Origin of the sequence: Microcoleus sp. FACHB-SPT15 (assembly GCF_014849525.1) — a bacterium.
Classification (GTDB): domain Bacteria; phylum Cyanobacteriota; class Cyanobacteriia; order Cyanobacteriales; family Coleofasciculaceae; genus Symplocastrum; species Symplocastrum torsivum.
On sequence record NZ_JACJNU010000051.1, the window covers coordinates 57,599 to 83,348 of the forward strand.

The 25,750-nt window shown below is 45.6% G+C and carries 23 protein-coding genes, 1 tRNA gene and 1 pseudogene; 14 read left to right on the plus strand and 11 right to left on the minus strand.

Translation table 11 applies throughout. The features are described from left to right. The first annotated feature begins 16 nt into the window (after positions 1 to 16). Together thrC and H6F98_RS18220 are read left to right on the plus strand one after the other, a co-directional pair. Complete coding sequence (thrC, locus tag H6F98_RS18215) at positions 17 to 1,102, plus strand: threonine synthase (RefSeq protein WP_396812505.1); 1,086 nt, start codon at positions 17 to 19, stop codon at positions 1,100 to 1,102. Between the two features lie 206 nt (positions 1,103 to 1,308). Further along, on the plus strand, positions 1,309 to 2,523 hold the full coding sequence (locus tag H6F98_RS18220; protein WP_192220120.1) for a SpoIID/LytB domain-containing protein: 1,215 nt from the start codon (positions 1,309 to 1,311) through the stop codon (positions 2,521 to 2,523). A 353-nt stretch (positions 2,524 to 2,876) separates the two neighbouring features. On the opposite strand, the pseudogene H6F98_RS18225 reads toward H6F98_RS18220, so the two are convergent. Then, a pseudogene (locus H6F98_RS18225) lies at positions 2,877 to 3,897 on the minus strand (IS4 family transposase). A gap of 453 nt (positions 3,898 to 4,350) precedes the next feature. Here H6F98_RS18225 and H6F98_RS18230 point away from each other — a divergent pair. Together H6F98_RS18230 and H6F98_RS18235 are read left to right on the plus strand one after the other, a co-directional pair. After that, the gene (locus H6F98_RS18230) at positions 4,351 to 5,157 is read left to right on the plus strand and encodes a pentapeptide repeat-containing protein (RefSeq protein ID WP_192220121.1); all 807 of its coding nucleotides are present in this window, start codon (positions 4,351 to 4,353) and stop codon (positions 5,155 to 5,157) included. A gap of 140 nt (positions 5,158 to 5,297) precedes the next feature. Then, positions 5,298 to 5,368, plus strand: a tRNA-Cys gene (locus H6F98_RS18235). Between the two features lie 330 nt (positions 5,369 to 5,698). On the opposite strand, the gene H6F98_RS32825 is transcribed toward H6F98_RS18235, so the two are convergent. Together H6F98_RS32825 and H6F98_RS32830 are read right to left on the minus strand one after the other, a co-directional pair. Further along, positions 5,699 to 6,271, minus strand: a complete 573-nt coding sequence (locus H6F98_RS32825) for a CHAT domain-containing protein (protein WP_242058596.1) — start codon at positions 6,269 to 6,271, stop codon at positions 5,699 to 5,701. Then, on the minus strand, positions 6,268 to 6,495 hold the full coding sequence (locus H6F98_RS32830; RefSeq protein WP_199348624.1) for a hypothetical protein: 228 nt from the start codon (positions 6,493 to 6,495) through the stop codon (positions 6,268 to 6,270). Before H6F98_RS32830 ends, H6F98_RS32825 begins: the two co-directional genes overlap by 4 nt. Before the next feature lie 115 nt (positions 6,496 to 6,610). Between H6F98_RS32830 and H6F98_RS18245 the strand changes: the two genes are divergently transcribed. From H6F98_RS18245 to H6F98_RS34140, 5 genes are all read left to right on the plus strand, one after another. Continuing rightward, positions 6,611 to 7,903: a pitrilysin family protein gene (locus H6F98_RS18245; RefSeq protein ID WP_192220122.1), complete on the plus strand. Its 1,293-nt coding sequence runs from the start codon at positions 6,611 to 6,613 to the stop codon at positions 7,901 to 7,903. A 9-nt stretch (positions 7,904 to 7,912) separates the two neighbouring features. Then, positions 7,913 to 8,782, plus strand: coding sequence for a fructosamine kinase family protein (locus H6F98_RS18250; protein WP_192220123.1), 870 nt, complete (start codon positions 7,913 to 7,915; stop codon positions 8,780 to 8,782). Positions 8,783 to 9,086: 304 nt separating this feature from the next. Next, positions 9,087 to 10,571: an Asp-tRNA(Asn)/Glu-tRNA(Gln) amidotransferase subunit GatB gene (gene gatB, locus H6F98_RS18255; protein ID WP_192220124.1), complete on the plus strand. Its 1,485-nt coding sequence runs from the start codon at positions 9,087 to 9,089 to the stop codon at positions 10,569 to 10,571. 716 nt (positions 10,572 to 11,287) lie between these two features. Continuing rightward, the gene (gene argJ, locus H6F98_RS18260; protein WP_192220125.1) at positions 11,288 to 12,529 is read left to right on the plus strand and encodes a bifunctional ornithine acetyltransferase/N-acetylglutamate synthase; all 1,242 of its coding nucleotides are present in this window, start codon (positions 11,288 to 11,290) and stop codon (positions 12,527 to 12,529) included. Then, entirely contained in the window at positions 12,510 to 12,641 is a 132-nt protein-coding gene (locus H6F98_RS34140) for a hypothetical protein (protein ID WP_277927594.1), read from the plus strand. The genes argJ and H6F98_RS34140 overlap by 20 nt, the downstream gene beginning before the upstream one ends. A gap of 61 nt (positions 12,642 to 12,702) precedes the next feature. On the opposite strand, the gene H6F98_RS33585 is transcribed toward H6F98_RS34140, so the two are convergent. The 6 genes from H6F98_RS33585 to H6F98_RS18285 all read right to left on the minus strand — a co-directional run bounded on the left by H6F98_RS33585 (position 12,703) and on the right by H6F98_RS18285 (position 17,906). After that, a complete protein-coding gene (locus H6F98_RS33585) occupies positions 12,703 to 14,211 on the minus strand; it encodes a DNA methyltransferase (RefSeq protein WP_242058597.1) in 1,509 nt (502 codons plus the stop codon). Next, positions 14,196 to 15,113, minus strand: a complete 918-nt coding sequence (locus H6F98_RS33590; RefSeq protein WP_242058598.1) for a type IIL restriction-modification enzyme MmeI — start codon at positions 15,111 to 15,113, stop codon at positions 14,196 to 14,198. The genes H6F98_RS33585 and H6F98_RS33590 overlap by 16 nt, the downstream gene beginning before the upstream one ends. A gap of 127 nt (positions 15,114 to 15,240) precedes the next feature. After that, entirely contained in the window at positions 15,241 to 15,576 is a 336-nt protein-coding gene (locus H6F98_RS18270) for a DUF5615 family PIN-like protein (RefSeq protein ID WP_192220126.1), read from the minus strand. Then, the gene (locus H6F98_RS18275) at positions 15,569 to 15,880 is read right to left on the minus strand and encodes a DUF433 domain-containing protein (RefSeq protein ID WP_192220127.1); all 312 of its coding nucleotides are present in this window, start codon (positions 15,878 to 15,880) and stop codon (positions 15,569 to 15,571) included. The genes H6F98_RS18270 and H6F98_RS18275 overlap by 8 nt, the downstream gene beginning before the upstream one ends. A 12-nt stretch (positions 15,881 to 15,892) precedes the next feature. Beyond that, positions 15,893 to 16,045 (minus strand): hypothetical protein, encoded by a 153-nt coding sequence (locus tag H6F98_RS18280; protein ID WP_192220128.1) that lies wholly within the window; start codon positions 16,043 to 16,045, stop codon positions 15,893 to 15,895. Between the two features lie 19 nt (positions 16,046 to 16,064). Then, positions 16,065 to 17,906 (minus strand): hypothetical protein, encoded by a 1,842-nt coding sequence (locus H6F98_RS18285; protein ID WP_192220129.1) that lies wholly within the window; start codon positions 17,904 to 17,906, stop codon positions 16,065 to 16,067. Between the two features lie 308 nt (positions 17,907 to 18,214). On the opposite strand from H6F98_RS18285, the gene H6F98_RS18290 reads away from it, so the two are divergent. From H6F98_RS18290 to H6F98_RS18300, 3 genes are all read left to right on the plus strand, one after another. Further along, positions 18,215 to 19,126 carry an SDR family oxidoreductase gene (locus tag H6F98_RS18290; protein WP_192220130.1) on the plus strand — a complete coding sequence of 304 codons (912 nt, stop codon included), beginning with the start codon at positions 18,215 to 18,217 and terminating at the stop codon, positions 19,124 to 19,126. 75 nt (positions 19,127 to 19,201) lie between these two features. Further along, positions 19,202 to 20,482 carry an ATP-grasp domain-containing protein gene (locus tag H6F98_RS18295; protein ID WP_192220131.1) on the plus strand — a complete coding sequence of 427 codons (1,281 nt, stop codon included), beginning with the start codon at positions 19,202 to 19,204 and terminating at the stop codon, positions 20,480 to 20,482. An 88-nt stretch (positions 20,483 to 20,570) separates the two neighbouring features. Then, positions 20,571 to 21,461 carry a CoA-binding protein gene (locus H6F98_RS18300; RefSeq protein ID WP_192220233.1) on the plus strand — a complete coding sequence of 297 codons (891 nt, stop codon included), beginning with the start codon at positions 20,571 to 20,573 and terminating at the stop codon, positions 21,459 to 21,461. Between the two features lie 95 nt (positions 21,462 to 21,556). Here H6F98_RS18300 and H6F98_RS18305 read toward each other — a convergent pair whose 3' ends face one another. After that, complete coding sequence (locus tag H6F98_RS18305; RefSeq protein WP_192220132.1) at positions 21,557 to 21,970, minus strand: thiol-disulfide oxidoreductase DCC family protein; 414 nt, start codon at positions 21,968 to 21,970, stop codon at positions 21,557 to 21,559. A 683-nt stretch (positions 21,971 to 22,653) separates the two neighbouring features. Here H6F98_RS18305 and H6F98_RS18310 point away from each other — a divergent pair. Continuing rightward, on the plus strand, positions 22,654 to 22,827 hold the full coding sequence (locus H6F98_RS18310; protein WP_192220133.1) for a hypothetical protein: 174 nt from the start codon (positions 22,654 to 22,656) through the stop codon (positions 22,825 to 22,827). A gap of 131 nt (positions 22,828 to 22,958) precedes the next feature. Next, on the plus strand, positions 22,959 to 24,647 hold the full coding sequence (locus H6F98_RS18315; RefSeq protein WP_192220134.1) for a TrkA family potassium uptake protein: 1,689 nt from the start codon (positions 22,959 to 22,961) through the stop codon (positions 24,645 to 24,647). Between the two features lie 137 nt (positions 24,648 to 24,784). Here H6F98_RS18315 and H6F98_RS18320 read toward each other — a convergent pair whose 3' ends face one another. Continuing rightward, positions 24,785 to 25,519, minus strand: coding sequence for a glutathione peroxidase (locus H6F98_RS18320; RefSeq protein WP_192220135.1), 735 nt, complete (start codon positions 25,517 to 25,519; stop codon positions 24,785 to 24,787). Between the last annotated feature and the right edge of the window lie 231 nt (positions 25,520 to 25,750).

Consider the following 25,750-nt stretch of genomic DNA (forward strand, 5'->3'; position numbering starts at 1 on the left):
TGCCCACCTATCGGCTATCGGAAATACTGCCTCAGGACATCTCAACTGGCCAGGTTTAATTGAGGCATACCGCTCGTATTTACCAGTAAGTGACTCAACTCCAGTCGTGACGCTCCAAGAGGGCAATACTCCCTTAATTCCTGCCCCAGCGATCGCAAAAAGGATTGGTAGGGGTGTAAGAGTACTGGTGAAATACGACGGTCTCAATCCTACGGGTAGCTTTAAAGACCGGGGGATGACGATGGCAATTTCCAAAGCCAAGGAAGCAGGAGCAAAAGCGGTGATCTGTGCTAGCACGGGTAACACCTCTGCCTCTGCTGCTGCCTATGCCCGTCGGGGTGGAATGCGAGCCTTTGTGCTAATTCCTGATGGTTATGTGGCGCTGGGTAAGTTGGCGCAAGCCTTACTATATGGGGCAGAAGTCTTAGCAATTCAGGGCAACTTTGACCAAGCCTTAGGAATTGTTCGGGAGATGGCATCAAACTATCCCGTTACCCTAGTTAACTCGGTTAATCCCTATCGGCTAGAAGGTCAGAAGACAGCAGCGTTTGAATTGGTGGATAGCTTAGGTGATGCCCCCGATTGGCTATGTATCCCGGTAGGGAATGCTGGGAATATTACAGCCTACTGGATGGGATTTTGCCAGTACCATCAGGATAGGAAATGCGATCGCTTACCTGTGATGATGGGATTTCAAGCAGCCGGGGCATCTCCCCTGGTTACTGGCGAAGTTGTGACTCATCCCGAAACGATAGCAACAGCAATTCGGATTGGGAACCCCGCGAGTTGGGAAAAAGCGATCGCTGTTCAACAGGCGAGTCAAGGTAAATTTAACAGCGTCACCGATGCTGAGATTCTTGAAGCCTATCGATTGCTAGCATCTGAAGAAGGAATTTTTTGTGAACCCGCTAGTGCTGCCTCAGTTGCTGGCTTGTTGAAAGTCAAAGACCAAGTACCCACAGGCGCTACAGTAGTGTGTGTATTAACTGGTAATGGTTTAAAAGACCCAGATACAGCAATTCAACACAGTAATAACCAATTCAAGCAAGGAATTGAGCCGACAATCTCAGCCGTTGCAACAGCAATGGGGCTAAATGAATAGGCTCACATTAGATGTCCTGCTCCAAGTTAGGGTAAAGGTTAAAGGTGAAGGGTGAAAGGTTAAAGAGAAAAACCTTTTCCCCTTTCCCTTTAACCTTTTTCCGTGAGTATATCTTGCTTACTTAAATGCGTAAAAGCTTACTTGGTTTTTGGCAATTAGACTTGCTTGTTGTAGGCTATGAGAGATAAAAGTAGGAGTGAGGATGCATGTTTCGTTCGCCTGACAAGCACCCAGTTTTTAACCGCTCAGTGTTGTGGACATTTTTTTTGTTTTCAGCCGCCTTGGTTGTGCCTATTGTGTTAGCAAAATCCTTGGCACAACGACCTCAGCCGTCGCTAGCATCGCCGCAGCAACCTTCCCCTAACTTAGCGTCTTCCCCTGGGCCAGCCCAAGCTGATGTCTTAGCCGAACGGGATTGGCATCAACGTCTAGTTAGCCAAAGTCTCTCTTTTTCGCCAAAAAGTAATACTACTACAACAAATACAACCGCCTCTAAATCGACGGTTGCCAAAACTGATAAAGCTCCATCCAAATCTTCTCCTACAAAAACCTCTACATCACAGCCACAAAAATCCAAAGCCAAATCCCAAGATTCAAAGCCTTCCCAAACAAGTAATAAGCAAAAACCTAAATCTCAAGGTTCTACCACAGCGGAAGCTCAAGCTGCCCAGGCAGCTAAAAATGCCCCATTGCTAGAGCTACGAGTTGCTGTTGCGAATGGAGATAGCGCCCTAGTCGTTGGCACCTCAACACCTGGCGAGGTGATTGATGCTCGTGGTAAAGTTCTGGGCAAGCTAGCCGCCAACGATGGGACAAATGTCAGCCCAGAGGGAGCAAATATCCGTGTTGGTCAGTGGCAAACTCCAGCAGGTGTTTGGCTTAAGCCCACGAAAGGAGGGTATGTATTTGTAGGCGATCGCTGGTATCGAGGTGATTTACTTCTGGTTTCTAAAGGTAATACCCTACTAGCTGTGAACTATGTTGACCTTGAGAATTATCTTGTTAGTGTAGTAGGCGCTGAAGTCTCTCCAAGTTGGCCGATGGCAGCTCTAAAAGCTCAAGCCATTGCCGCTCGCTCCTATGCCTTAGTTCATTACTTGCGACCTGCTAACGCTCTGTACGATCTAGGAAACACTCAGCGCTGGCAAGTTTACAAAGGCATCAGTGCAGAATGGAACACCACACAGCAAGCTGTTCAAGAAACAGCTGGAGTTTTCCTGAGTCACAAAGGCGGAGTAGTGGAATCAATGTATGCTGCCTCTGATGACATTGTGACTAATGTTTTTGGTGGTAGGGGGATGAGTCAAACGGGTGCCCTAAAATTGGCTCAGCAGGGTTATGACTACCAACAAATCCTCGGCACCTATTATCCAGGTGTAGGTTTATCGTGGATGGACACGAGAGAAGCGGACGTAGATTAGATATAGAGGTAGCCAACTGCTGATGAGTCATCCATAACTTGGTATTAGTCCATCCAATTCTTGGATTCATAGCAAAAAGCAGAAGGCAGAAGGTAGAGGGCAGAAGCTTCTCCTTTAGGAGCTGGTATTTGAATGTATTAAAACACAAGCGAAAGCTAGGGTAAATTATTTGTAAGGCTTGGTGTATTACTGGCTTCAAAGTAGCTACAAAAACTTTCGTGAAGGATTAGTTCAGCAAAAGAGCGATCGCAGCATATATACACAGATTGAGTATGCATCTTGAACAGAAATGTTGAATCTAGATACAAAACTTTACATAATGAGGTAGACTCTTCCTATCTGAGAGCTTTTGGTTAACATTTAGTTAACTTAGTCATCCCGTGGACATAGCTGATTTCTTGACACATACATGCCTGAAGATAGCGAAGTTTATCAAGTAGCTTTCGTCCCCATTGTTGAGGAATTTCTATAACTTGTAGTATTAAATAAGCCATTAATGTTGCATAAATCTGTATAGCAATTCCATTGACATTTTTGGTAATTAGTTTGTCCAGTTTCAAATGCATCTTCAAAAACTTCCATAATAGCTCGATTCCCCAACGGCAGCGGTAAATTTCCATGACCTCTTCCTCCGTCACAGCCATTTCTCCTTCTGGCGGCAAATTCGTAACTAGGCGATACTCGGTTTTTGTTTCTAGGTCACAGAAATTTATCACTCTATAAACTCCAGCTTTTTCGCCTGTTCCGACTCTTATTAATCCTGTATCATTGTCAAATGCCAACTTCCAGCTATTACTAATTCTCAGAACAAAATACTTTTGCCCCTCGGATACTTGCTTAATGTATTCTAAACCCGCAAATCCTCTATCCATTACCCCTACACCATTTTTCGGTAATGAATCTATCATCTCTTTTCCGTAATTATAGTCATGATCGTATCCAAAATTTATCAGGCTTTCTTCCGGCAGTCCCTGCGAGAGATTTAAAGAACTAAATAGCTTAACTTGATGATATCCTTGCGCCCAAAGTAACTTACTTGTTAATGTTATAGTTGTTGAGTCAATTGGACAAATTGAATAGTTATCTCGTTGTTTGCTCAACCCCTTTCTATTGACCAATTCATAGAGTTTTTGATAAATCTCTATAAATGGCTTTTGGCTTCTGTGAATATTAGATGAGAGAAAAAATTGAGATATCTACGGAAAATCCGGTGTTATTTAATCGTTTAAATAAGTCCCTCATACTTGTTAAGCTTTTGTCCATAGCATAGCTCAGCCAACACTTGACAAACAAACGGGTATTCAGGACAGGATAATCATTTTCAGATAGGGGAGCCAGCAGCTCTTTGACAAGACGAGGAAATGAAAATATCATAGAAGCTAATAAGATTAATTGATGTTTAGTCCAAAACTTATCATAATTTTGGACTAATTTTTATGAGGTTTTCTTAATATTCAACATTTCTGCATCTTGAATAGTATCAATCTCTTGATTCTGGCTGGTTCAAGAATCGGTTAAAATAATAATTTCGCTAGACATTTTTGTAGCCAGATTATCTTGTAAACACAGATAATGCTGTCCTTAGCACAAGAGCCTCTGCTAATAGCTAAATCTGCAAAAGCTTGAGCAAGTCTTCAAATACAAAAACTATTTTTGAAAAAATGATGAAGTCTGAGTAATTAACGTTTTTCCCAGACTAACACTCTCGATTATTAGATACCCTTGAGTTAAATCTTTAGCTGCTTGCTGCTGACGCTAGCTGAATAGAGGAATAAGATCGCAAATATAGTCTTTGAATTGTCCTTTGTCTTCACCCCCGAATGCACTATGAACCGCCCAGAATATCGTATTCCTGAAGACAAAACTCAGGAGGTTTTTACCCTTGCTGCTCAGCTATATGCTCAGCACAACCAGAGCTATTCCGTAAAAGAGCTAATGGATGCTGGATCAGAGGCAAAAATTCCGCCAGAGTTTATTCAACAAGCGATTGATCAAATGCAGTTACAGCAGGTGCCAGCTCAGCAACCTGTACCAACACGTCCCACAAAGCGAACTAAAATCTTAGTAGCTGGTCTTGCAACAGCCTTAGTTGCCTTTGGAGGCATGTTTTTCCTTGTCAAAAATGCACTGACAAATGCCGGAGAAAAAGTCCAATTACAAACGATAGAGCCGATTCCCAATGAAACCCAGGTGAGTGATACCAAATTGCAGGGACTTACCGTCAAGTGCGAAGGACTAAAACTTGAGGGAGAAAACTTGCGTGGTATGGATTTCAGGAATGCAGATTGTACGGGTGCAAATTTGGCTGGTGCAGATTTGAGCGGAGTCAATCTAGAAAGTGCCAACTTCAGCCGTGCTGATTTAAAGAACGCCAAGCTAAGCGGTGCGGAACTGAAAAATGCAAACTTAACTGAGGCAGATTTGACGGGTGCCGATTTGACGGGTGCGGAGTTGGAAACTGCAAACCTGAGCAAGACAAATTTGAAAGATGCTAATTTGAGCAATGCGAAGCTCAATCAGACGAACTTGGCTGAGGCTGAGTTAGAGGGTGCGAAGATAGACATCATGCGTGCCAAGCAAGAAGGTGTCAATTTCAACAATGCAATTATGCCTGATGGCAGCACTCATCCTTAGTAGAACTTACGCAGTTTCTTGATGAAAGGCTGATTCTGTCGTAGGGGCGCACCTTAGAGCGCCCCTACCGTGTGTGGCAGTGCGTAATTCCTGCTTAGTTGTTTGTCGCCTTTTTTGGTATAGTAGTAAACTGAACTTACGGCGGCATAGCCAAGTGGTAAGGCAGAGGTCTGCAAAATCTCCACCCCCGGTTCAAATCCGGGTGCCGCCTTTTCTTGTTGTACACCATTAAATAATTAATGGTCAGTTTTAAAGAATTAGTGTCCCAAATTGTGATTTGGGACACTTTTTTGCTTTAGTCATAGTTTAGATGTAGCTAAACCAGTTTTAAAGAATTAATGTCCAATTCATAAGTATGCCGATAAGTCAATAAGAATTGACAACACTAGAAGCCTGCTCTACAGCATAAATCTTGACAAACAGTAAATAGTTTGCGGACCTCTACCTCGTTGTTGTTGATACGGCGATCGCGGATTAAGGATTGACTGGGTAAAGGGGGAATTTCTCAAGTCCCCTTTTTATCAGGTGGCGATCGCCTAATTCAGTTCCATCCCTGTGACTTTAGCATTGCTGTAGTATCGCCTTGACAAACCCAGGCTCCCCAGAAATGGGGATGCTCAAGGGGTCTATTGTCTTGACAAAATTGATAATCTTGTGGTGAATATCTTTGTAATTCTTCCAGCACGGCAAGACCAAGTGAAGATTGCTGCAATTCTTTGACGGTGATGGTGCGGATGTAATTTTGGGCGTCTTGTAAGGCATCGGCACGACCTAGACCTTGGTGCAGGTTGGTGAAAAAACGCTCCATTAGTAGGGCAGTTGCGCGATCGGGGACTGACCACAAGCTCATCACCAGGGTTTTTGCTCCGGCGACGGCAAAGGCGCGACGCAATCCAAAGATGCCCTCGCCTATTTTGATGTCGCCCATTGCGGTGTTGCAGGCAGAGAGGACAGCGAGTTCAGTTGCCCAGAGGTCGAGTACTGCACGCGGGGTTTGAACTTGAGAATGCAGAATATCTCGCCCGACACTGAGGTAACTGATGCGGTACTCGTCCATCAGCAGTTGTTCGCCCGTCTCATCAGTGGGGAGAATCTGAAAAGGTAGCAGGTTCAAATCCCATCAGGAGCAATAAATAGGTGCTGGTGGTTTTGTAGGTAAGGGCAAAGCGGCTCAAATATCGCTTCACGCAGTTGGATAACCTCTGCGGGAAGCTGTCTCAAGTCTTCCGGTTCATCATCATCTCCTCCTATATCCAGCAAATGCACTGCCCGATAACCGTCAGAGGCATAGTGGCGAAAGTCCTGAATTAGTTGGTCGATGGGTTCTGCCTCTCCCAAGCACTATCGCTGCTAGCGTACACACATACTGTTCTATTTCCAGCGATAGTAACCCAACAGGGTAAAGACCTACCTCATTAAGATAGAAAGGGAATAGCAAAAAAGTGTGTAACAAATGACTTCAACTCTGCTCAAAACTCCCCCACTCAACGCCCCGACGCTCAAGAAGCTGCCTAATGGTCTAACAATTGTGGCAGAGCAGATGCCTGTTGAAGCCGTCAATTTAAATGTTTGGATTAACGTTGGTTCCGCTGCGGAGTCAGACGACATCAACGGCATGGCTCACTTTCTAGAGCATATGGTCTTTAAGGGAACACCACGACTGCAAAGTGGCGAATTTGAGCGGTTAATAGAAGAGCGGGGTGCGGTGACGAATGCTGCGACAAGTCAGGATTACACCCACTACTACATCACAACTGCACCCAAAGATTTTGCTGAACTTGCCCCTCTGCAACTTGATGTAGTGTTGAATCCCAGCATTCCTGATTATGCCTTTGAGCGGGAGCGAATGGTCGTTTTGGAAGAAATTCGCCGTTCAGAAGACAACCCTCAACGCCGCACATTTCGACGCGCAATTGAGACAACGTTTGAACAGTTACCTTACCGACGACAGGTATTAGGCCCAGCATCAGTGATTGAACAGCTAAAAGCTCAGCAAATGCGGGACTTTCACGGCACTTGGTATCAACCCCGCTCAATGACTGCTGTTGCTGTGGGTAACTTACCCGTTGATGAGTTGATTGAGATTGTCGCTGATGGGTTTACGCAAACATCAGTTAGCACTCAGGAAGTAGACAAAAACTTATTACCACAAACCTTTACACCCGAACCCGCTTTTACAGAAGTTGTTCGTCGGGAGTATGTTGACGAAACCTTACAGCAAGCGCGGCTGGTGATGGTTTGGCGCGTTCCAGGAATGAATGAGTTAGAGCAGGTTTATGCGCTTGATGTCCTATCAGTGATTTTAGGGCAGGGTAGGGTGTCACGGCTCGTTCGGGATTTGCGAGAAGAACGGCAACTGGTTATTCACATCGGCGTGAGTAATATGACACAACGGCATCAGGGAGTCTTTTATATTTCCGCCCAGTTACCAGAAGAGAATTTAGCTGTGGTGGAAGATGCGATCGCACAACACATCCGCAAGTTTCAGACAGAATTAGTGGCAGAATCAGAACTTGCCCGTATCCGCACACAAGTCGCAAATCGCTTTATCTTTGGAAATGAAAAACCAAGCGATCGCACAACATTGTATGGTTACTACCAGTCGCAGTTAGGAGACTTAGCACCAGCATTAAACTACCCTAGCAAAATCCAATCATTAAATGCTGTTGACCTTCAAGTAGCTGCACAGCAGTACCTTTCTCCTAAGGCTTATGGTGTTGTTACCATCAAGCCAGCTAAAATCTAAAATTCCAAGATGTGGACACAAATTGCTAGCCATATCAGCGAAACCACAGGTGAGGCGTTTGAAATCAATAACCGCCGATCTGTTGGTGGAGGCTGTATCAATCAGGGTTATTGCGTTAGCGGCAACACTCGCACCTACTTCGTAAAGCTCAACCAAGCCTCTCAGGTGCAGATGTTTGAGGCAGAAGCGTTGGGTTTAAAGCAGATGCGGGAAACTCAAGCCATTCGGGTGCCCAAACCCATTTGCTGGGGAACAGCGGCTGATTCTTCCTACATCGTATTGGAGTGGTTGGAACTAGGTGACAGTAACAACTCCCAGACGTGGGAAGAAATGGGGCATCAGTTAGCCGCCATGCATCGCTGGAACCCTCCCACCGCTAAAGGGTTCGGCTGGGAGCAAAACAATACGATTGGTTCAACCCCACAACTGAATAACTGGACATCGGATTGGGCAGAATTCTTTGCTGAGTACCGAATTGGCTATCAATTTCAACTGGCACGGCGGCGTGGTGGTCATTTTCCTCAGCAAGAGCAATTAATAGCAGCAATTCCCAAACTGCTGAATCATCAGCCTCAGCCTTCCTTGGTGCATGGTGATTTGTGGGGAGGAAATGCAGCCGTTACTACGTCGGGAGAACCTGTAATTTTAGATCCAGCAACTTATATAGGCGATCGCGAAGTTGATCTTGCAATGACAGAACTCTTCGGCGGCTTCCCTGCTGCCTTCTATCGCGGTTATAACGAAGCTTGGCTTTTGGATGATGGTTATAAACAGCGAAAAACTCTCTATAACCTCTACCACATCCTCAATCACTTCAATCTCTTTGGCGGTAGCTATGCATCACAAGCTAACCGGATGATCGAACAAATTCTCAGCTAGATGGGATGAGGAAGTTCAAATAATAAACCCAGACCATTTTGGTCTGGGTTTTAGTTAAGTTATAAGCTAGTCAACAGTTTCGAGATTACTGGCTAGCGGTTTACAGATAAGGCTTTAACTTGACGCTACCGGCTCAGGCTTAATCCTGCTTACTTACTAAGTTAACCAGGAGTTGTGAATAATTTGTGAATGACAACTATTTAAACTAGTGTCTGTACTTTAGACTAAAGCGCTCTACTCAGCGGCTTGCACTAATAAAATAGAATAGAGATCTGTTGCAATAAGACAAGCATCCAAAACGCTTATGACCTCTGCTGTACGGGTTAAAACGCAGTACGAAGCAATCATTGGTTTAGAAACCCATTGTCAGCTGAGTACACAAACCAAGATTTTTTCTCATTCCTCCACAGAATTTGGTGCTACCCCGAATACAAACATTGATCCAATTTGTTTGGGAATGCCGGGAGTATTACCTGTACTCAATCAAAAGGTACTAGAGTACGCCGTCAAAGCAGGTTTGGCGCTGAACTGTCAGATTGCACCCTACAGCAAGTTTGATCGCAAGCAGTATTTTTATCCTGACCTTCCTAAAAACTACCAAATTTCTCAATTTGACCTGCCAATTGCTGAGCATGGTTGGCTAGAGATTGAACTCCCTGACGAGGCGGGTAACCTAATTCGGAAAAAGATTGGTATCACTCGTTTACATATGGAGGAAGATGCTGGCAAGTTGGTTCACGCAGGCAGTGACAGGCTTTCCGGTTCGACTTACTCTTTGGTCGATTACAACCGTGCGGGTGTGCCACTGATTGAAATTGTCTCGGAACCCGATATGCGTTCTGGTCAAGAAGCGGCAGAGTATGCCCAAGAGTTACGCCGGATTATGCGTTACATCGGTGTCAGTGATGGCAATATGCAGGAAGGCTCTCTACGCTGCGATGTCAATATTTCCGTGCGTCCTGTCGGACAAGAGGAGTTTGGCACGAAGGTTGAAATCAAAAATATGAACTCCTTCAACGCCATCCAAAAAGCGATCGAATACGAGATTGAGCGGCAAATCGCTGCTGTCGAAGCTGGAGAGCGGATTATTCAAGAAACTCGGCTTTGGGAAGAAGGGAGCCAACGCACAATTAGTATGCGAGTTAAGGAAGGCTCTAGTGATTATCGCTATTTCCCGGAACCTGACCTTCCTCCAATTGAGGTTTCAAAACAACAGTTAGAGCAGTGGCGTAGTGAACTCCCTGAACTACCTGCCGAAAAACGGCACCGTTATGAAAGCGAGTTGGGGCTTTCTGCTTATGATGCCCGTGTGCTAACGGATGATCGACTAGTCGCTGAGTATTTTGAAGCGGCTGTCACGGCTAAGGCGAATCCCAAACAAACCGCTAACTGGGTTATGGGAGACATCGCGGCTTATCTTAATACAGGGAAGCACACAATCACAGAGATTGCTCTCACACCGCTCATCCTGGCAGAACTGATCACCCTGATTGAAGACGGCACGATTAGCGGCAAAATTGCCAAAGAACTGCTACCTGAACTGTTGTCTCAGGGTGGTTCCGTTAAAGAACTCGTTGAACGCAAGGGTCTAGTTCAAATCTCTGACACAGGTGAACTTGAAGCAATCATTGATGAAATCATTGCTGCCAATCCCAAGGAATTAGAGCAGTATCGCAACGGCAAAACCAAGCTCCAAGGCTTCTTTGTTGGGCAAGTGATGAAGAAAACCAGTGGGCGGGCTGACCCTAAACTGACTAACCAAATCCTAAGTAAGAAGCTGAACGGCTAGAACACCAGTACAGCAATCTTTGAAGAATCCCTCCCTAAAGCCGCGAGGGAGGCTGATTCTTGCTACTTTGGTCGCTTCGCCCTTCCTTGATAAACTCAATCTCAAACTTCACACAAAAAATAAATCAGGGGGTGTCCCCCCTCATTCTGTTAGCTATATACTGTGATAAGTAGATGCACCCTGATGATCGGGAGAGTCGCTTAGGTGGCTCTCCTTTTTTTTGTGTCAAATTGGTTGGTCAAAAGATTTCTCTAAATAGGGGGTGACACCCCCCACCCCCAAGCCTTATACTTATGAGAAGTAGATGCACCCTGATGACTAGGAGAGTTACGCAAGTGGCTCTCTTTTTTTTTGTGCCAAATTGGTTGGTCAAAATATTTCCTAAATAGGGGGTGACACCCCCCACGCCTAAGCTTTATACTTATGAGAAGTAGATGCACCCTGATGACCGGGAGAGTTACGCAAGTGGCTCTCTTTTTTTTTGTGCCAAATTGGTTGGTCAAAATATTTCCTAAATAGGGGGTGACACCCCCCATCCCTAAGCTTTATACTTATGAGAAGTAGATGCACCCTGATGACTAGGAGAGTTGCGTAAGTGGCTCTCTTTTTTTTTGCACATATTTTGCACAGAAAAAGTCAATAAGCTACTTATCTGATGCCTAAGACTTGATATAATCGCCTCTCGTGCAGGAGTCAAGGTTTTCAGGAGGGAGTCTATGTCAGACTGGCAGGAAATTACTGGTGGTGTCACAGCTCCTAGGGGATATCGAGCCGCAGGAATTACGGCGGGTCTGAAACCTTCGGGGCTTCCGGATTTAGCGTTGATTTTGTCAGATGTAGATGCGATCGCAGCGGGTGTCTTTACAACGAGTCACGTTCGTGCCGCTCCTGTAGACTATTGCCGTCAGCGTTTGCAAGCTAGAGGCAGCGCTCGTGCAATTCTTTGCAATGCTGGTCAAGCGAATGCCGCCACGGGTGAGCAAGGCTGGAAAGATGCCTTAGCCAGTGCTGAAGCTCTTAGTCAAGTGCTGAAAATTCCTGCTGATGCGATATTGCTGGCTTCTACAGGTGTTATTGGTCAACGAATCCGGATGGATGCCTTGGTGTCAGCCATGCCTCAACTCGTCGCGGCTGCCTCTGAAACAGGTTCAGATGCAGCGGCGCAAGCGATTATCACTACAGATTTAGTGACTAAATCGATCGCTTTGGAGACAACAATTGATGACCGTCCCGTGCGGGTGGGTGGTATTTGCAAAGGCTCTGGGATGATTCATCCCAATATGGCAACTCTCCTCGCCTTTGTTACCTGTGATGCTGTTGTCTCGACCCCACTATGGCAACAAATGTTGAGTCGGGCAGCAGATAAGAGTTTTAACCAAATTACTGTTGATGGAGATACCAGTACTAATGACACCTTGATTGCCTTGGCGAATGGTCAGTCCCGGACAGCCGCTATTACAGAAATGGGACCAGAAGCCGAAAAGCTAGAGGCGATGCTTACAGCAGTTTGTCAGTATATGGCAAAGTCTATCGCTCGTGATGGTGAAGGGGCAACCTGTCTAATTGAAGTGCAAGTCACAGGTGCGCCGGATGATAAAGCGGCGCGTCAAATTGCTAAAACTATTGTAGGCTCATCATTGGTCAAGTCAGCCGTTTTTGGTCGTGACCCGAACTGGGGCAGAATTGCCGCTGCGGCTGGACGTGCAGGCGTTCTATTTGAGCAAGACAATCTCAAAATCCAGCTAGGAGATATCCAGCTTATGGAGGCTGGGCAACCTCTAGATTTTGACCGTGCAGCGGCTAGTGCTTATCTTAAGCAAGCGGCAGCGGGAGCATATTTAAAGGAAGATACTGTTTTAATCTCGGTTAGTGTTGGCAGTGGTTCTGGTACGGGCAAGGCGTGGGGCTGTGACCTGAGTTATGACTATGTGAAGATTAATGCAGAGTACACAACTTGAGGATGCGATCGCTTGTTGTCATTGCTCTGAATTAAGTTCACATCACTTTATTAGAAGTAAAAAATGCGATCGCACCTCAGGATGCTGTGCGATCGCATTTTATTCAGGTTGAAGAACTATTAATCTTTGTAAGGTGCCCAAGATCCAACGATAGGTTCACCCCGCTTTTCCTTCTAGGCTAGTTCCAAATTTAACGCCAGCAACCTCCCCAGAATGTCATCATCAGGACTAAATTCATAGGCTTGCATCACCAGTTGGTTGAGCTTTGCGTGAAGCTTATAGAGTTGGCTTGATGGCTCATCAAAGAACTTGTTGTAAAGCTGAGTGATGCCCCATTGTTTCTTCTCCATTTGCTCGGTACGATAGTTGTGCAAATCATGAGCCGTTGCCCGGATTTGTTCAACGAGTTTTGCTAGTGGATTTTGCGGAAAGGGAAAGGTTTCAAAACAAGTGTTGTGGGTGTAAGCAATATCTGCTTTGAGTGTGGATTTCTGAGCATTCATCCAGGTGCGATGAACTTTCGACAAGAGAAGACCAAGTACATAGAAGTCATCAGAGGCAACAACAACTGACTTATCACCAGGTAACCAGTTGAGAGGAGCAGGAATAAAAATCGCCCATTTTGAAACTCTGGGTACGGTGAAGTAGCAGGATAGAGGAGCGATCGCTTTTCTCATTGCCTCATTAGTGCGCTTAAACCGCCACCACTTTTCGCGCATTACAGGTTCACGGTTTGTCTCCCGTTCTGACTTGACGTGGACTCTAACATGATCGAAGGGGAGTTTGTAATCACTAACCTCCTCGATTGGCATATCACTGAAATCAATAATCCAACGCTCTGGTCTGCCATGAGGATTTTTCGCCAGGTTTGCGCCCATTGAAAACAGTTTAAGTACTTCCTGATTAAGTGGCTCAGCCTTTATCCAAGCTTTTACCTGCGCCTCGGTCACAAGAAAGCCTTTTCCAACGGGAATAACTCCCTGAAAGCATTGATTTCGGTTAGCGGATAGGCGAACAGCGGAGGAAACATCCGTTGTTGATGTCAGTGAGGAATTAATCTGAGAAACCTTTCGGTTATCCAGATGATAAGTACTAGGTTCTTTTTTGCACCAATTGACGAGACTCACATGAACGGCTGCTTCACCTGACCAAGGTTGAGTTGAAATGGCTTCATGGATGTAGCCGCCGTTCTGGGTAATGTAGTCTAGGGTTGCAGTTCGGCTCTTTCCTTGACTGATAGAATTAGTGCCGACAAGTCCAGCTCTGCCGTTTTCTCCTAGATGCTCGTGAGCGAGACGGAACCAATAAGAGCAAAAGTCTACAGAGTCTTTTACATTTGGAAAACGCTGAAACACATGGTCTATATAGTCATCCCCAAGAACTATCCTCATGTGCTTACCTCCCAGAAAAGGCGGGTTGCCTATGACAGCATCAGCTTTAGCCCATTTTGTGAATAGGGCATCCTCGCAAACAATATTCTGATCCAACGTATCCAACGGTAGAGCAGGCTCAGTTAGACCTTGTTTATCAATGGCGATTTTACGCGCAATCATCATTGTTGCTCGTGCCAGTTGAACGGCAAACGGGTTAGTGTCTATGCCATAGAATTGGAGCGGCGTAACAAAACCCATTTCTATCTGTTTGGCTGGAGTTTTGCGGCGTTCAGCTATTTTATTGAGCAATAGTTTCTCAAGACGTTAATAGAGGGTCGTATATTAGTCCATTTTTCCCTGGCACAGGCATCTAAAAAATTTAGTTCTTCTGGTGTCAGTTCAATTGGGTGAACTAGGGAGAACAGACCCCCATTGAAATAGTCCACACCCTTGTAACGTCCGGCTAGCGTAATTCCCGGATTATTCATTTCTCGGAACAACCCACCCAGGACATCATAGGTACTAGCTCCACTCAGGCAGTCCTGTATACAAGCGGTAAACAAGTCACGGGGTAGGAGTTCACGATCCTCGGCAAACATTGCCAGCACACACTGGAGCAAAAACCGCTGAATCTTCAGTTCATCGAAGTTCCTAGAATTGGTTCGTTTTTCCCGCTCAACGATAAGCTGATAAAGCTCCCCTAATTTCCGGGCTGTCCGGTCTGTTACCTCCACCTGATTGTTGCGAAAAACTGGAGTCTGATTCTCAAACTCCATAAACGTGAAGGCTCCACTTCGCTCTGGTAAATGCTCTAGCGAAATGGTATCTACCGGGGTATCAACCTGGTTAGCGAAATCATAAATCCAGAACTCATCAAAATTGCAGAGCATTGCATATCGAGGTCGATCAGGCGCAAGCCGCATCCAGTATTTCTCAACCTGGGTGTAATGCTTGTTAAGGTCTTCCCCCCGCTTTTTCATTTCGATTAAGACACGAGGCTTCCACACCAGGTCAGCAAAACCTGTCTTGTCCTTTTTACTGCCCTTAGCGACCCGTTTTTCAAAGGTTGCGCCTGCTTGTAATGCTCCTTCGTATCCGAAGGCTCGGAAAAACTGATTTAGGAAGGTTTGAGACTCTCCCTTTTCATCACCTCTGATGTGTTGCTTGCAGAAATAGACGAAATTTTGGAGGTTTGCAGAGGTTACTGGCACATCTTACTTTTGTAAAGATATACCTTTTTAACGACCTATGCCGTACTACTCCGGAGTTTAAATTACCCTATTCTGTTGCTATATATAATTGTTGGATTATTTGTAGAAGTAAAAAATGCGATGTCTCTCACAAAAACTCGACACGCCCCACCATTTCTTCCGGCGTATACACTTCATAAATTAGAAGCAGACTTTCAATGATTTTGCCAATCGAACGAGTTCCCTGCTTGCAGTATGTAATACCTGGATGATTGCTGGTGCGGCTAGCAATGCTCAGGAAGTCCTTGTCATGAGTCACAATTACACGCTGTTCTTGACGGATAAATGCTAACTGTGCCTCATCTAGGCTAGTACGCAATCCCACTTCAACCGTCGTTGTTACATCAATGCCGTAACGACGCAAGGCACGTGCAACCTCAGTGTCAATATGCTCGTCTAGGTGAAAGCGAACCCGTTCATTCACTTCTCAGTGTCCTGAGCTTTTCTTGCAATTGGGAAGGATTGTTACGCCTAAACGCTTCGACAAATGCATCGTCTTCCTCAATGCGTCGGTCAATTTCTTCCTGATGATCGAAATAATATGCCATCGCGGCATAAACTGATGCTAGAGATAAATCGTACTTACTAGCAACTTCTATCAGAGAGTGCCCCATTTTTAGATGCATTACAGCGATGTCTTCCACTGCGATTCTCGTACCAATGATGCGCGGTTTGCCACCCCGTATGTTGGGATTGATTTCAATATGTTCTACACTTATCTGTTCCATAAACTTCTTCACTTATCGTTCAATTACAGACATTAATCCTAACGCTCTTGATGAAGAAACTGATCGCTTTTTAATCTGGGTGAAGTGCGATCGCTTTTCTGCCTTCTCTAAAGTATTCAGAGTTTCACTTATCCGGAGAGGAAAATCTTGATATTCGGTTTTCAAAGGTACGTTTAGGTGCCGATTACATCCCTGGCATATGTGTCTCAATCAAGCTACCGTCAGGATTGTAGACATCTACGCGAATTCGGGCATTATCACTAATCGCTTCAAGCGCTTCTCCCAATGTCAAAATGTGATTGACAACACCCGCTTGAACATTAGAGTCACCTCTCGCTTTCGCGATGGTTGCAGTTTGTCTCACCTTTTCCATATAGCTAGGCGATAACCGAACCTGGATGGCGTTGCTGGTGAGGGTGTAACTACAAACCTGCTGGGTTTTGCCAAAGCAAGTTTGATGCAAATCACTTCGGGCTTGTTGTAGCTTCAAAACTGCCTGTAATTGCCCTTGTGCTTGCTTGAGAGCTTGTGTGTAGGGACTAATAAGAGATTGTGCCTTGGCGTGGTAAAAGGTGCCATTGGGAACCTGGTTTAAATAATTCAAAGCATTGCGCCAGTGAATCAATGCCATTGACCATTGACTATCAGATTGGGAATTTTTGGCAAGTTGAGCAATCCGGAGTCCTTGAGTGTAGGCATTAGTAGCAAATTGCTCTTGAGCTTTGCGATCGCGTGCTACAGCCATCTTTGGCAGATACAATGCTGACAACTGCTGTGCCTCTTCGTATGCCGTTGTGCCTTGAGGAATCTGCTTGAGACGGTTCATTGCAACCTGCCAGGTGGAATAGACGAGTTGCCAATGAGGTAAGGTTTGAGCGACACCTTGACGTGCCTCAGCAATTAACGCTGCTTCTTTTGCTGAGTTAATATAGCCTTGAGCCTGTCGCTCCTTGACCAATCGTTGATTGGTTTGGGCTAAATTCGCCTTGTATTCCTTAATTTTTTGTTGAGCCAAAGGTTGGAGATTGCTCTTTGTGGGAAGTTGTTCTAACTGTGCGATCGCTTCTCGCCATAGACTCTGCACTTCGATCCACCTTGAAGCTGGATGAGGCGGATTTTGACTTTTATAAGAAGCCCTCGCCGCCGTTTTCAATCCTGTCACCATCTCATCAACCCGTTCTGCTTGCGCTTCGTAGGCTTTCAGCAGTTCTTGAGCTTGCCGATGATGGCTCGACCAAGAAGGAATCGACTCCAGAATCTCAATTGCATCCAGCAACTGCTGTTGCGCCTCCAGAACATCCTTCCCTGAACCAGGGTTTTGCAGCGTTGCTGTAGATTGTTCACTCAAGCCTTGAGCCTCAGGAATTGCTCTACACACGCCAATGACACAAGGACGGGTGAGAACATAAAGGCTAGTGGAGAAAACAGCCAAACTCAAACCCACACCAGCAACAATTAATGGCAGCAAAGAGGACTTTGACTTGGGTTTGCTGGCTTCTGTCTCAGGTGATTCAGGCGACCAAACATCTGGTTGAGGCTCGTCTTCTGAAATCGGCTCATCCCAAGGGTGAGGCAACTCTGAATCGGTTGTCGGTGCCTCCAGGCTTTGAGTAAACTCACTTTCAGTCCAATCACTCTCTGTTTCCTCAACGGCGGGGTTAAGGAATTTCGGGAAATTCTCTACCGTTTCAACAGGACTCTCAGCAGTTACTATTGGCTCGGAGAGGGACTCTGTTAAGAACGAGTGAGAGGCATAAGATTGCTTTTGCCCTGCTACCCGCAAATAAATTTTTACCGGATTGCCAACTGACGAATGATGCTCAAGAATTACTTGCTCCAAAAAATCAAAGATTTCTTGTTGCTCTAGCATCACATCTAGCCGATGCTGAACCAAAATCACCAGCGCCCCTTCCTTAAGCAGACACCGCACCTGAATGGGGACAAGTGTCGAGAGTCTTTTCTGCAAGTCTGCCTGTAAAAGATGCCCTAAGATTTCTAAATCGTCGGGGCGCGTCGCTGTTTTCATCTGACCACACCGTTCTTCTAAATATAAGCTGTCGCTTTTTGTCCGTTGTATGTTGCAACCGACTACTGACTACTAACTACTGACCAATCACCCAGAGCTATAAACGAAGTCATTAGCCGACCTTGATGTAAAAGCCTGATTTTACCAGTTTCTCCTTGCGGGTAGATGCACAATACCAGTTTTCGTTGGAATTATAAACGAATACCTTGAGTGTTGTTTCAACCAACCTCTAATCTCTCCTGATCTTTTTAAGATGCAAATAGATACTAAACAGCACTTAACAAGCGACTAAAAGCAAAAAACTTATTATGACTCAGGCTTCCCCTTTAGCTGAACAAGTGATCTTGATTACTGGCGCTTCCGCAGGAATTGGCGCTGCCCTTGCCCGACAATTAGCTGTCAAAGCCTTGGGCATTCGCTTGGTACTGGCTGCCCGTAATCAGCAAAAGCTTGAGGCTGTAGCGACTGAGTGCCTTAAAGCAGGTGCAGATGTTTTGGTTGTGCCGACTGACATGGCTCAAGTTGAACAGGTAAAAGCCTTGGCACACTCAGCGATTGAACGTTTTGGACGAGTGGATGCCCTTGTCAATAACGCAGGTTATGGGCAGATGGGACCCATTGAATTAATCTTACCGGAAGACGCTCAACGACAGTTTGCTGTAAATTTCCACGGTCCATTAGTCTTAACCCAAACGTTAATCCCGGTCATGCGCGACCAAGGATGCGGACGAATTATCAATGTGTCATCCCTAGGAGGGCGCCTGCCGTTTCCGGCTGGCGGTATGTATAGTGCCTCTAAGTTTGCCTTGGAAGCACTTAGTGATGTGCTGCGAATGGAGTTAGAGGCATTTAATATCAAAGTCAGCGTAATCGAGCCTGGACCCGTAACAACGGAGTTTTTCAGTGTTGCTGGCGATAGAGTTGATCTGAATGTTCCGGAAGCTGGGAGAACACTCTATCGACCCGCTATACAGGCAATCAAGGAAATAGAACAGCAAACCGCGCCTCTAGCCTGGAGTTCAGAACGAGTAGCCCATGTGATTATCCGGGCGATTACTGACCGACATCCCCGTCCCCGCTACTTAGCAGCAACGGGTGGGAGGATGATGCTGTTCTTGATGACGAAACTGATGCCCACAAAGCTTTTGGATATGTTCTGGAAGCGTTTCTATAGAATTGACCAGGTTGAAAAAGACTGGAAAAGGCGCTCTAGTGTGTAAGCTAACGAACTCGTTAGAACCTCAGAGTTTGGTAACTTTGATCAGAACCACTGACTGTTAAACTACACTCCATTCATGGACTTATTAGAGTACCAGGCGAAAGCATTATTTCGTGAGATCGGCATTCCTGTTTTGCCGTCCCAACGTATTGACCATCCTAGAGACCTCAAGCGTTTAGAGATTCCTTATCCAGTGGTTCTGAAGTCTCAGGTGCCTACAGGGGGAAGAGGGAGAGCGGGTGGTATCCGTTTTGTGGAAAATACCATTGATGCGATCGCAGCCGCTAGGGCAATTTTCAACCTGTCGATTCTCGGCCAGTATCCTCAAGTGTTGCTAGCCGAGTCCCGCTATAACGCGGAACAGGAGTTTTTTCTGGCAGTCATCCTTGACTACACACTGGGGCGTCCGGTTCTCTTGGGTTCTTCCAGAGGCGGTGTCAATGTGCAGGCAGTGATCGAACACCTGCAAAGGGTTGTCGTGGATCAAGAATTTTCTCCCTTTTATGCGCGGCGTCTAGTTCTCAAAATGGGACTGCAAGGTAATCTCATTGAGTCTGTGAGCGGGATTGTGCAGAAGATGTACCAGCTTTTTGTCGAAAAGGATTTGGACTTAGTAGAAATCAATCCCCTCGGTATCAGTTCCACAGGTGAGATGATGGCTCTAGACGGCAAAATTATCGCCAATGACAATGCTCTTGGTCGTCATTCTGAGTTGGCAACTTTAGTTTCAACCAGTAGTGATAGTGAAGACCAACAACTGCCGACCAAGTCCTTGACTGAACTCAACTGGACAGAGGGCGATGGCAATATTGGCATCCTTTGTAATGGCACTTGTCTTGCTGCCGCAACTTTAGATTTGATTTACCGGGCAAAGGGAAAGCCAGCTACTTGTCTGATTGTGAATGGATATGCTAGTTGGGATTTACAGTCTACGTCTTCTCCAGTGCAACAACTGCAAGGCGCACTACAGCAGCTTACGAGCAATGACGGCATCAAGGTTGTTTTGGTCAACATTTTAAGTAGCCCTGCTGCCAGTGAAGAAGTAGCGGAGGTCATTGCTAACTATCTCCTTTCTCACCTTGGGGAAACATCCGTGTTGAATGAGGCAGACCGAACGGAAAAAGCGATCGCAATGACCTCACGTTTCCGCCAAGAACGAAGTGATGGTAGTCGTCTTAGCCTCCAACGAACAGCCTCTCGACCCCAACTGCCTCAATTTGTTATTCGTGTTGTTGGGGGGAATTTTGATACGGTCAAAGAGGATTTGGTAAACATGCCTGTACACTGGATTGATAATCTGGATGAGGCAGTTGCAAAAGCAATATCCCTCGCAACAGCAGCGATCAAGAAAGCCTAAGGTTAATCTCCTCTAGCAAGAGCTGGCTGTTCTTGTTATGCTCAAACATCTTCATCTTGCATCTACAGCACACGCACATCCAGCAATTATGAACTTGACACCAGACAGCAAAGTCCTGGTACAGGGCATTACACAACCACTTGGCTCCTACCACGCTGCACGAATGAAAGCCTATGGCACGAATGTGGTGGCAGGGGTTAGCGCAGGTCAGGGAGGGCAAGAATTACATGATCTTCCCGTGTTTGACCTAGTTGAGGAGGCGTGTAACTATGCTGGGTCTGTGGATGCAACGGTTATTTTTGTAGAACCCTACAATGCCCTTGATGCAGCCTTAGAAGCCATAGACGCTGGAATTGGGCAAATTGTTCTTGTCACGAGTGGCATTCCGCCTCTAGATATAGTTCGTCTGTTGCAGAAAGCACAATTTACTGACACTCTGGTCATTGGTCCTAGCAGTTCTGGGATTATTGTGCCAGGAAAACTTTTGTTGGGTACTCAAGAGAGTGAATTTTACACACCTGGCTCAGTAGGGGTGATCACTCGTGCGGCTACCCTTAGTTATGAAATTGCGCTGACACTGACTCAGGCAGGACTAGGACAGTCAATAGCAGTGAATTTAGGTAGTGATGTCATTGTTGGTTCTTCTTTTCTCCAGTGGCTTCAGGTTTTGGCAACAGATGAAAATACAGAAGCGATTGTTTTAGTGGATCAGACAGGGGGCGGGAGTGAAGAAGCAACCGCTCAATATATTGCCGAAGCCGTTGATAAACCCGTAGTTGCCTACGTTGCTGGACGATATACACCTGTAGATAAACAAGTCGGTAATGCCAGTGCTATCCTTGCCGCTCAGCTATCAGGGCCAGTGACTAATGCCAGTACCGCTCAACACAAAGTTGCTGCGTTCAAGAAAGCGAAAGTACCAGTGGCAGAACGTCCGTCTCAGATTCCTGAGTTGGTAAGAAAGGCGCTCAAAAAGTGAGATTTTGGGGAAATGCGATCGCCTTTTGAGCCTGATGTCAAGTTGTATTCAAACTAACTTTCTCTCCCCCTGCTTCCCCAACACTCAACATTCAACTAATGGGAACTGGATGTAGTAGCACAACCTACCGGATAAGCTGATTTATAAGTACTAGACCGCTTACCAAACCAACTGTAGCGATTATCGCGCATTTGCTCATAAGCGTGATCGCCAACCCATTTCACTCCAGGCATAGCTCGGTAAGCTGAGATAAACATATTCCCAACTGGCAACAACTGCCCAATCTCCTCTGCCGCATCACTGCCTTGCCACCGACGCTCTGGGAATTTTGCATCAATTAAAATCATCCCCATCTCGCAGTCTTGGGATGTTACACAAAAAGTCTTCAATGTTTCTTCATCCTGCATTGGGATGTAATCAAAGATTCGTCCCTGATCCAGGTTTTCGAGTAGCTGTACTAGAGTGACACAAAGATTGCAATTGCCGTCGTAAATAACGTGGTAGTTCATATCAAAAGAAGTATCTTTTACAGAAAATGGCGATATAGCAGAAAGCTATCAGCTATCAGCCATCAGCTTTTTTGTTTGGCTAACTAGTAGCCTTTAACTGCACCTCATTTAACTGAGAACTGCTATATATCCTTATTCTTAACCCAGATTGAAAACAAGATACCTAAAAACGCAATATCCCTCTTCTGTCACTCTCCGGTTTTTCCTATTATTAATATTTTCTACAAAGGAGGTATATTAGGGAATACAGCGTTTGCCCATCTAATTTTGGCAATTTCCCTACTCTGATCAATTTCTATGAAGGAAAAAGTCTGCGATCGCCTACCATAGGTTAGTTCTAGACTTCAGCAATGGCAAAAGTTTTCGGAGAGTGACAGAAGAGGGATATAGCGGTGCTCATGTGGATGAGGTACAGCAAGGTGTGTGAAACACGAGAGCGTGCAAGGAAAACAAAAAGCTGATAGCTGACGGCTTTCTGCTATAAGACAGGACTTACGCACTTCAACACGCGGTACGGACGCACGCAATGCGCCTTTCCCCAATACAAAATTAGGTTTTCACCGATATTCCTGATATCCGTTCTAAGGCTGCGTAAAAGGCAGCATCTGTCCTGAACAGTTAAGTAAGAGAGGTTTGACCGAAGACACAGAAGCCTCCACCACTCATCCAGGAGGTAGGACAAAATGAAATTATATTGGAAGAAAGTACTTGTAAAAACAACAATTTGGTTAGCGGCTGAAATCATGCTGAACCTACTTGGACTCGACAATATTGCTGACTACAGTGAGTTTATCTATGGGCAAGAGGTTGCGCTGTTGAACTCACATCAACCAGCAATCGTTGTGCCTGCTACTTAGAAACAAAATGTGAATTGAGCTTTTTCCTATAGCAGTGGTGTCTTCAGCTACAGTCCTTGTATGTACTCTAGATAACAATAGGGAGTTGGATACTTGCGTAGCAGTCATCTGCTTTGACACAAAGCTAATTCATGAAACCCCGTATCATTGTCTGTGGATTGGGACGCACTGGATATAAAATTTTCAGCTTACTGAAGCAACAGGGAGCGGCTGTTGTTGGCATCAGTGATAGACTTCTATCGAATGAAGGGGATAGTGTCGTAATTGGAGATTTGCGCGTAGCCTCTACTCTACGGCGAGCAGGGATTGAGGAGGCTCAAATCCTGATTCTCTCTAACGATGATGATGGACTAAATCTGGCAATTCTGACTCAGGCGCGAGTAATTAATCCTCGGATTCGTATTGTTAACCGATTGTTTAATAGTAGTTTAGGCGATCGCCTTGATCAGACGCTTCCTGATCATGTCAGCCTGAGTGTTGCTGCTCTGGCAGCACCTGTGTTTGTTTTTGCGGCACTGGGAAATCAAGCTATTGGACAACTGCGGCTATTTAATCAAACATGGCCAATTTATGAAGAATACATTCATGACAATCATCCCTGGATTGGACGCCCGTTAAGTAACCTCTGGGATGATCGATCGCGAATGTTAATTTACTACCTCCCGGTAAAGGGTCAGGTCGATTTAGTATCTGCTGTTGCTGAAGGGCAACGGTTACAACGAGGCGATCGCCTAATTATTGGCACCCAGCCCAAAGTCCATAGCCGTCGTCAATCCTGGCTGCGTAAATTTTTCAAAGTTCTTACCAACCTGCGAGAGTTTCACAAGCACGCTCAACCCGTACTAGTGGTGAGTTTTGCTCTGTTGCTAATGATTTTTTTGGCCACAGCTATCTACATTTGTGTTGACGAAAACATTACAGTTGTCGATGCTCTCTACTTTTCCGTTGGGATGATTACGGGTGCAGGTGGTCAAGAACAAGTGGCAGAAAAAGCCCCCGACGGCATCAAGATTTTTACAGCGGTAATGATGTTGGTGGGTGCTGGGGTGATTGGAATTTGCTACGCCCTACTCAATGATTTTGTTTTAGGAACCCGCTTTAATCAGTTTTGGGATGCTGCGCGTGTTCCCAGCCGCCATCACTACATCGTCTGTGGCTTAGGTGGCATTGGTGTTCAGATTGTCAATCAACTCCATAATCATGGTCATGAAGTGGTCGTGATTGAGCGCGATGCCAACAACCGCTTTCTCCGCACGGTTCGTTCTTGGGGCGTACCCGTGATTCTTGGTGATGCCAGTTTATCTACAACCCTAAAAGCCGCTAACATTCATGCCTGTGAAGCCCTGTTAACGGTAACAAGTGACGACATGTCGAATGTCGAAATTGCTCTAAGTGCAAAAGCCCTAGTTCCAAAATTGCCCGTAGTGGTGCGTAACCAAGACCCACAGCTTGCTTGTACTGTGCAACAGGTTTTTAACTTTGAGGTAGTGCTGAGTCCAATAGAACTAGCAACGCCGTCCTTTGCGGCAGCGGCATTAGGTGGACGCATTTTGGGAAATGGGATGACTGGCGATACGCTTTGGGTGGCATTGGCTACGCTGATTACACCGGGACATCCCTTCTGCGGACGCTTGGTTAAAGAGGCGGCAATGGATGCTGACTTTGTACCACTTTACATAGAAACTAACAGCCAGACGCTCCACGGATGGGATGTTCTGGAAACTTGTCTACATGTTGGCGATGTTTTGTATCTAACGATGCCAGCCTCTGGACTAGAGTTGTTGTGGCGTGTGACTCCTTCTCATCTGATGGTCAGCTAATCATCCGGTTACAGTTGCAGAATGAGTTATTAAGAGGTACTGAGGCATCACTCAAGTAAGGCGAGAAGTCACTGAGGGATTAGTTTAGGTTTTTTCCCTAACACCTAACCCCTCTACCTCTTTTGTACGAACTGGTACTAGCTAGCACCAAGATAAGCGGCGAGTGCTTCGGAATCGCCAATTAATTTACCATCAACAAAGACTTGGGGAACTGTTGTTCCACCTGAGACTGCCCGCAATGAGCGAGTAGTCACCTCTTTACCTAGGACAATTTCTTCATAATCTATACCATTCTCCTTTAGCATCGTCTTGGCACGAGCGCAGAATGGACAACCTACTTTTGTAAACAGGGAAACTAATTTGGGTTTTGTTGCCTCAGGGTTGATATAGTTGAGCATTGTCTGGGCGTCAGACACCTCAAACGGGTCACCTGGCTTTTCTGGTTCAATGAACATCTTGTCAATTACGCCATCCTTGACCAGCATGGAGTAGCGCCATGACCGTTTACCAAACCCTAGTTCAGCTTTATCCACCAACATTCCCATGCCATCAGTGAATTCGCCATTGCCATCGGGAATCAAAGTAACATGTTCTGACTCTTGGTCTTTTGCCCATTCGTTCATCACAAAGGCATCATTGACGGAAATACAAACTATCTCATCAACGCCGTTTTCTTTAAAGACCTTAGCTAACTCGTTGTAACCCGGTAAGTGGGTTGATGAACAGGTTGGAGTAAACGCACCTGGTAAGGAGAAGACAATCACTGTCTTCCCATTAAATAGTTCATCTGTAGTGAGATTCACCCACTCGTTGTTCTGGCGAGTACGAAAGGTAACATTGGGAACTTTTTGTCCTTCGCGATTGGGCAACATGAATATGGCTCCTTGATTAATCAACTTTAAACGTATTCGTTATGACTATGACTTGTCAAGAGGGTGAACAAGATTGCCAAATCTTAAAGGTCGAATTACCGAAAATTAGTGGGTCTAAAACCCCATCTTTCTAGGACGGCTTTTTATAGGCTTCAATCTTGTAGAACTCCTAAGGAGGAAATACAAGAGTTTGGATAGAGTTTAGCCAAGGCAAGACTCCTAACACCACTT

Coding starts and splice junctions, on each gene's coding strand:
- H6F98_RS18220 (WP_192220120.1), top strand. CDS start 1,309: ATGTTTCGTTCGCCTGACAAGCACCCAGTTTTTAACCGCTCAGTGTTG.
- H6F98_RS18230 (WP_192220121.1), top strand. CDS start 4,351: ATGAACCGCCCAGAATATCGTATTCCTGAAGACAAAACTCAGGAGGTT.
- H6F98_RS18245 (WP_192220122.1), top strand. CDS start 6,611: ATGACTTCAACTCTGCTCAAAACTCCCCCACTCAACGCCCCGACGCTC.
- H6F98_RS18250 (WP_192220123.1), top strand. CDS start 7,913: ATGTGGACACAAATTGCTAGCCATATCAGCGAAACCACAGGTGAGGCG.
- gatB (WP_192220124.1), top strand. CDS start 9,087: ATGACCTCTGCTGTACGGGTTAAAACGCAGTACGAAGCAATCATTGGT.
- argJ (WP_192220125.1), top strand. CDS start 11,288: ATGTCAGACTGGCAGGAAATTACTGGTGGTGTCACAGCTCCTAGGGGA.
- H6F98_RS34140 (WP_277927594.1), top strand. CDS start 12,510: ATGCAGAGTACACAACTTGAGGATGCGATCGCTTGTTGTCATTGCTCT.
- H6F98_RS18275 (WP_192220127.1), bottom strand. CDS start 15,880: ATGGAACAGATAAGTGTAGAACATATTGAAATCAATCCCAACATACGG.
- H6F98_RS18285 (WP_192220129.1), bottom strand. CDS start 17,906: ATGAAAACAGCGACGCGCCCCGACGATTTAGAAATCTTAGGGCATCTT.
- H6F98_RS18290 (WP_192220130.1), top strand. CDS start 18,215: ATGACTCAGGCTTCCCCTTTAGCTGAACAAGTGATCTTGATTACTGGC.
- H6F98_RS18295 (WP_192220131.1), top strand. CDS start 19,202: ATGGACTTATTAGAGTACCAGGCGAAAGCATTATTTCGTGAGATCGGC.
- H6F98_RS18300 (WP_192220233.1), top strand. CDS start 20,571: ATGAACTTGACACCAGACAGCAAAGTCCTGGTACAGGGCATTACACAA.
- H6F98_RS18305 (WP_192220132.1), bottom strand. CDS start 21,970: ATGAACTACCACGTTATTTACGACGGCAATTGCAATCTTTGTGTCACT.
- H6F98_RS18310 (WP_192220133.1), top strand. CDS start 22,654: ATGAAATTATATTGGAAGAAAGTACTTGTAAAAACAACAATTTGGTTA.
- H6F98_RS18315 (WP_192220134.1), top strand. CDS start 22,959: ATGAAACCCCGTATCATTGTCTGTGGATTGGGACGCACTGGATATAAA.
- H6F98_RS18320 (WP_192220135.1), bottom strand. CDS start 25,519: ATGTTGCCCAATCGCGAAGGACAAAAAGTTCCCAATGTTACCTTTCGT.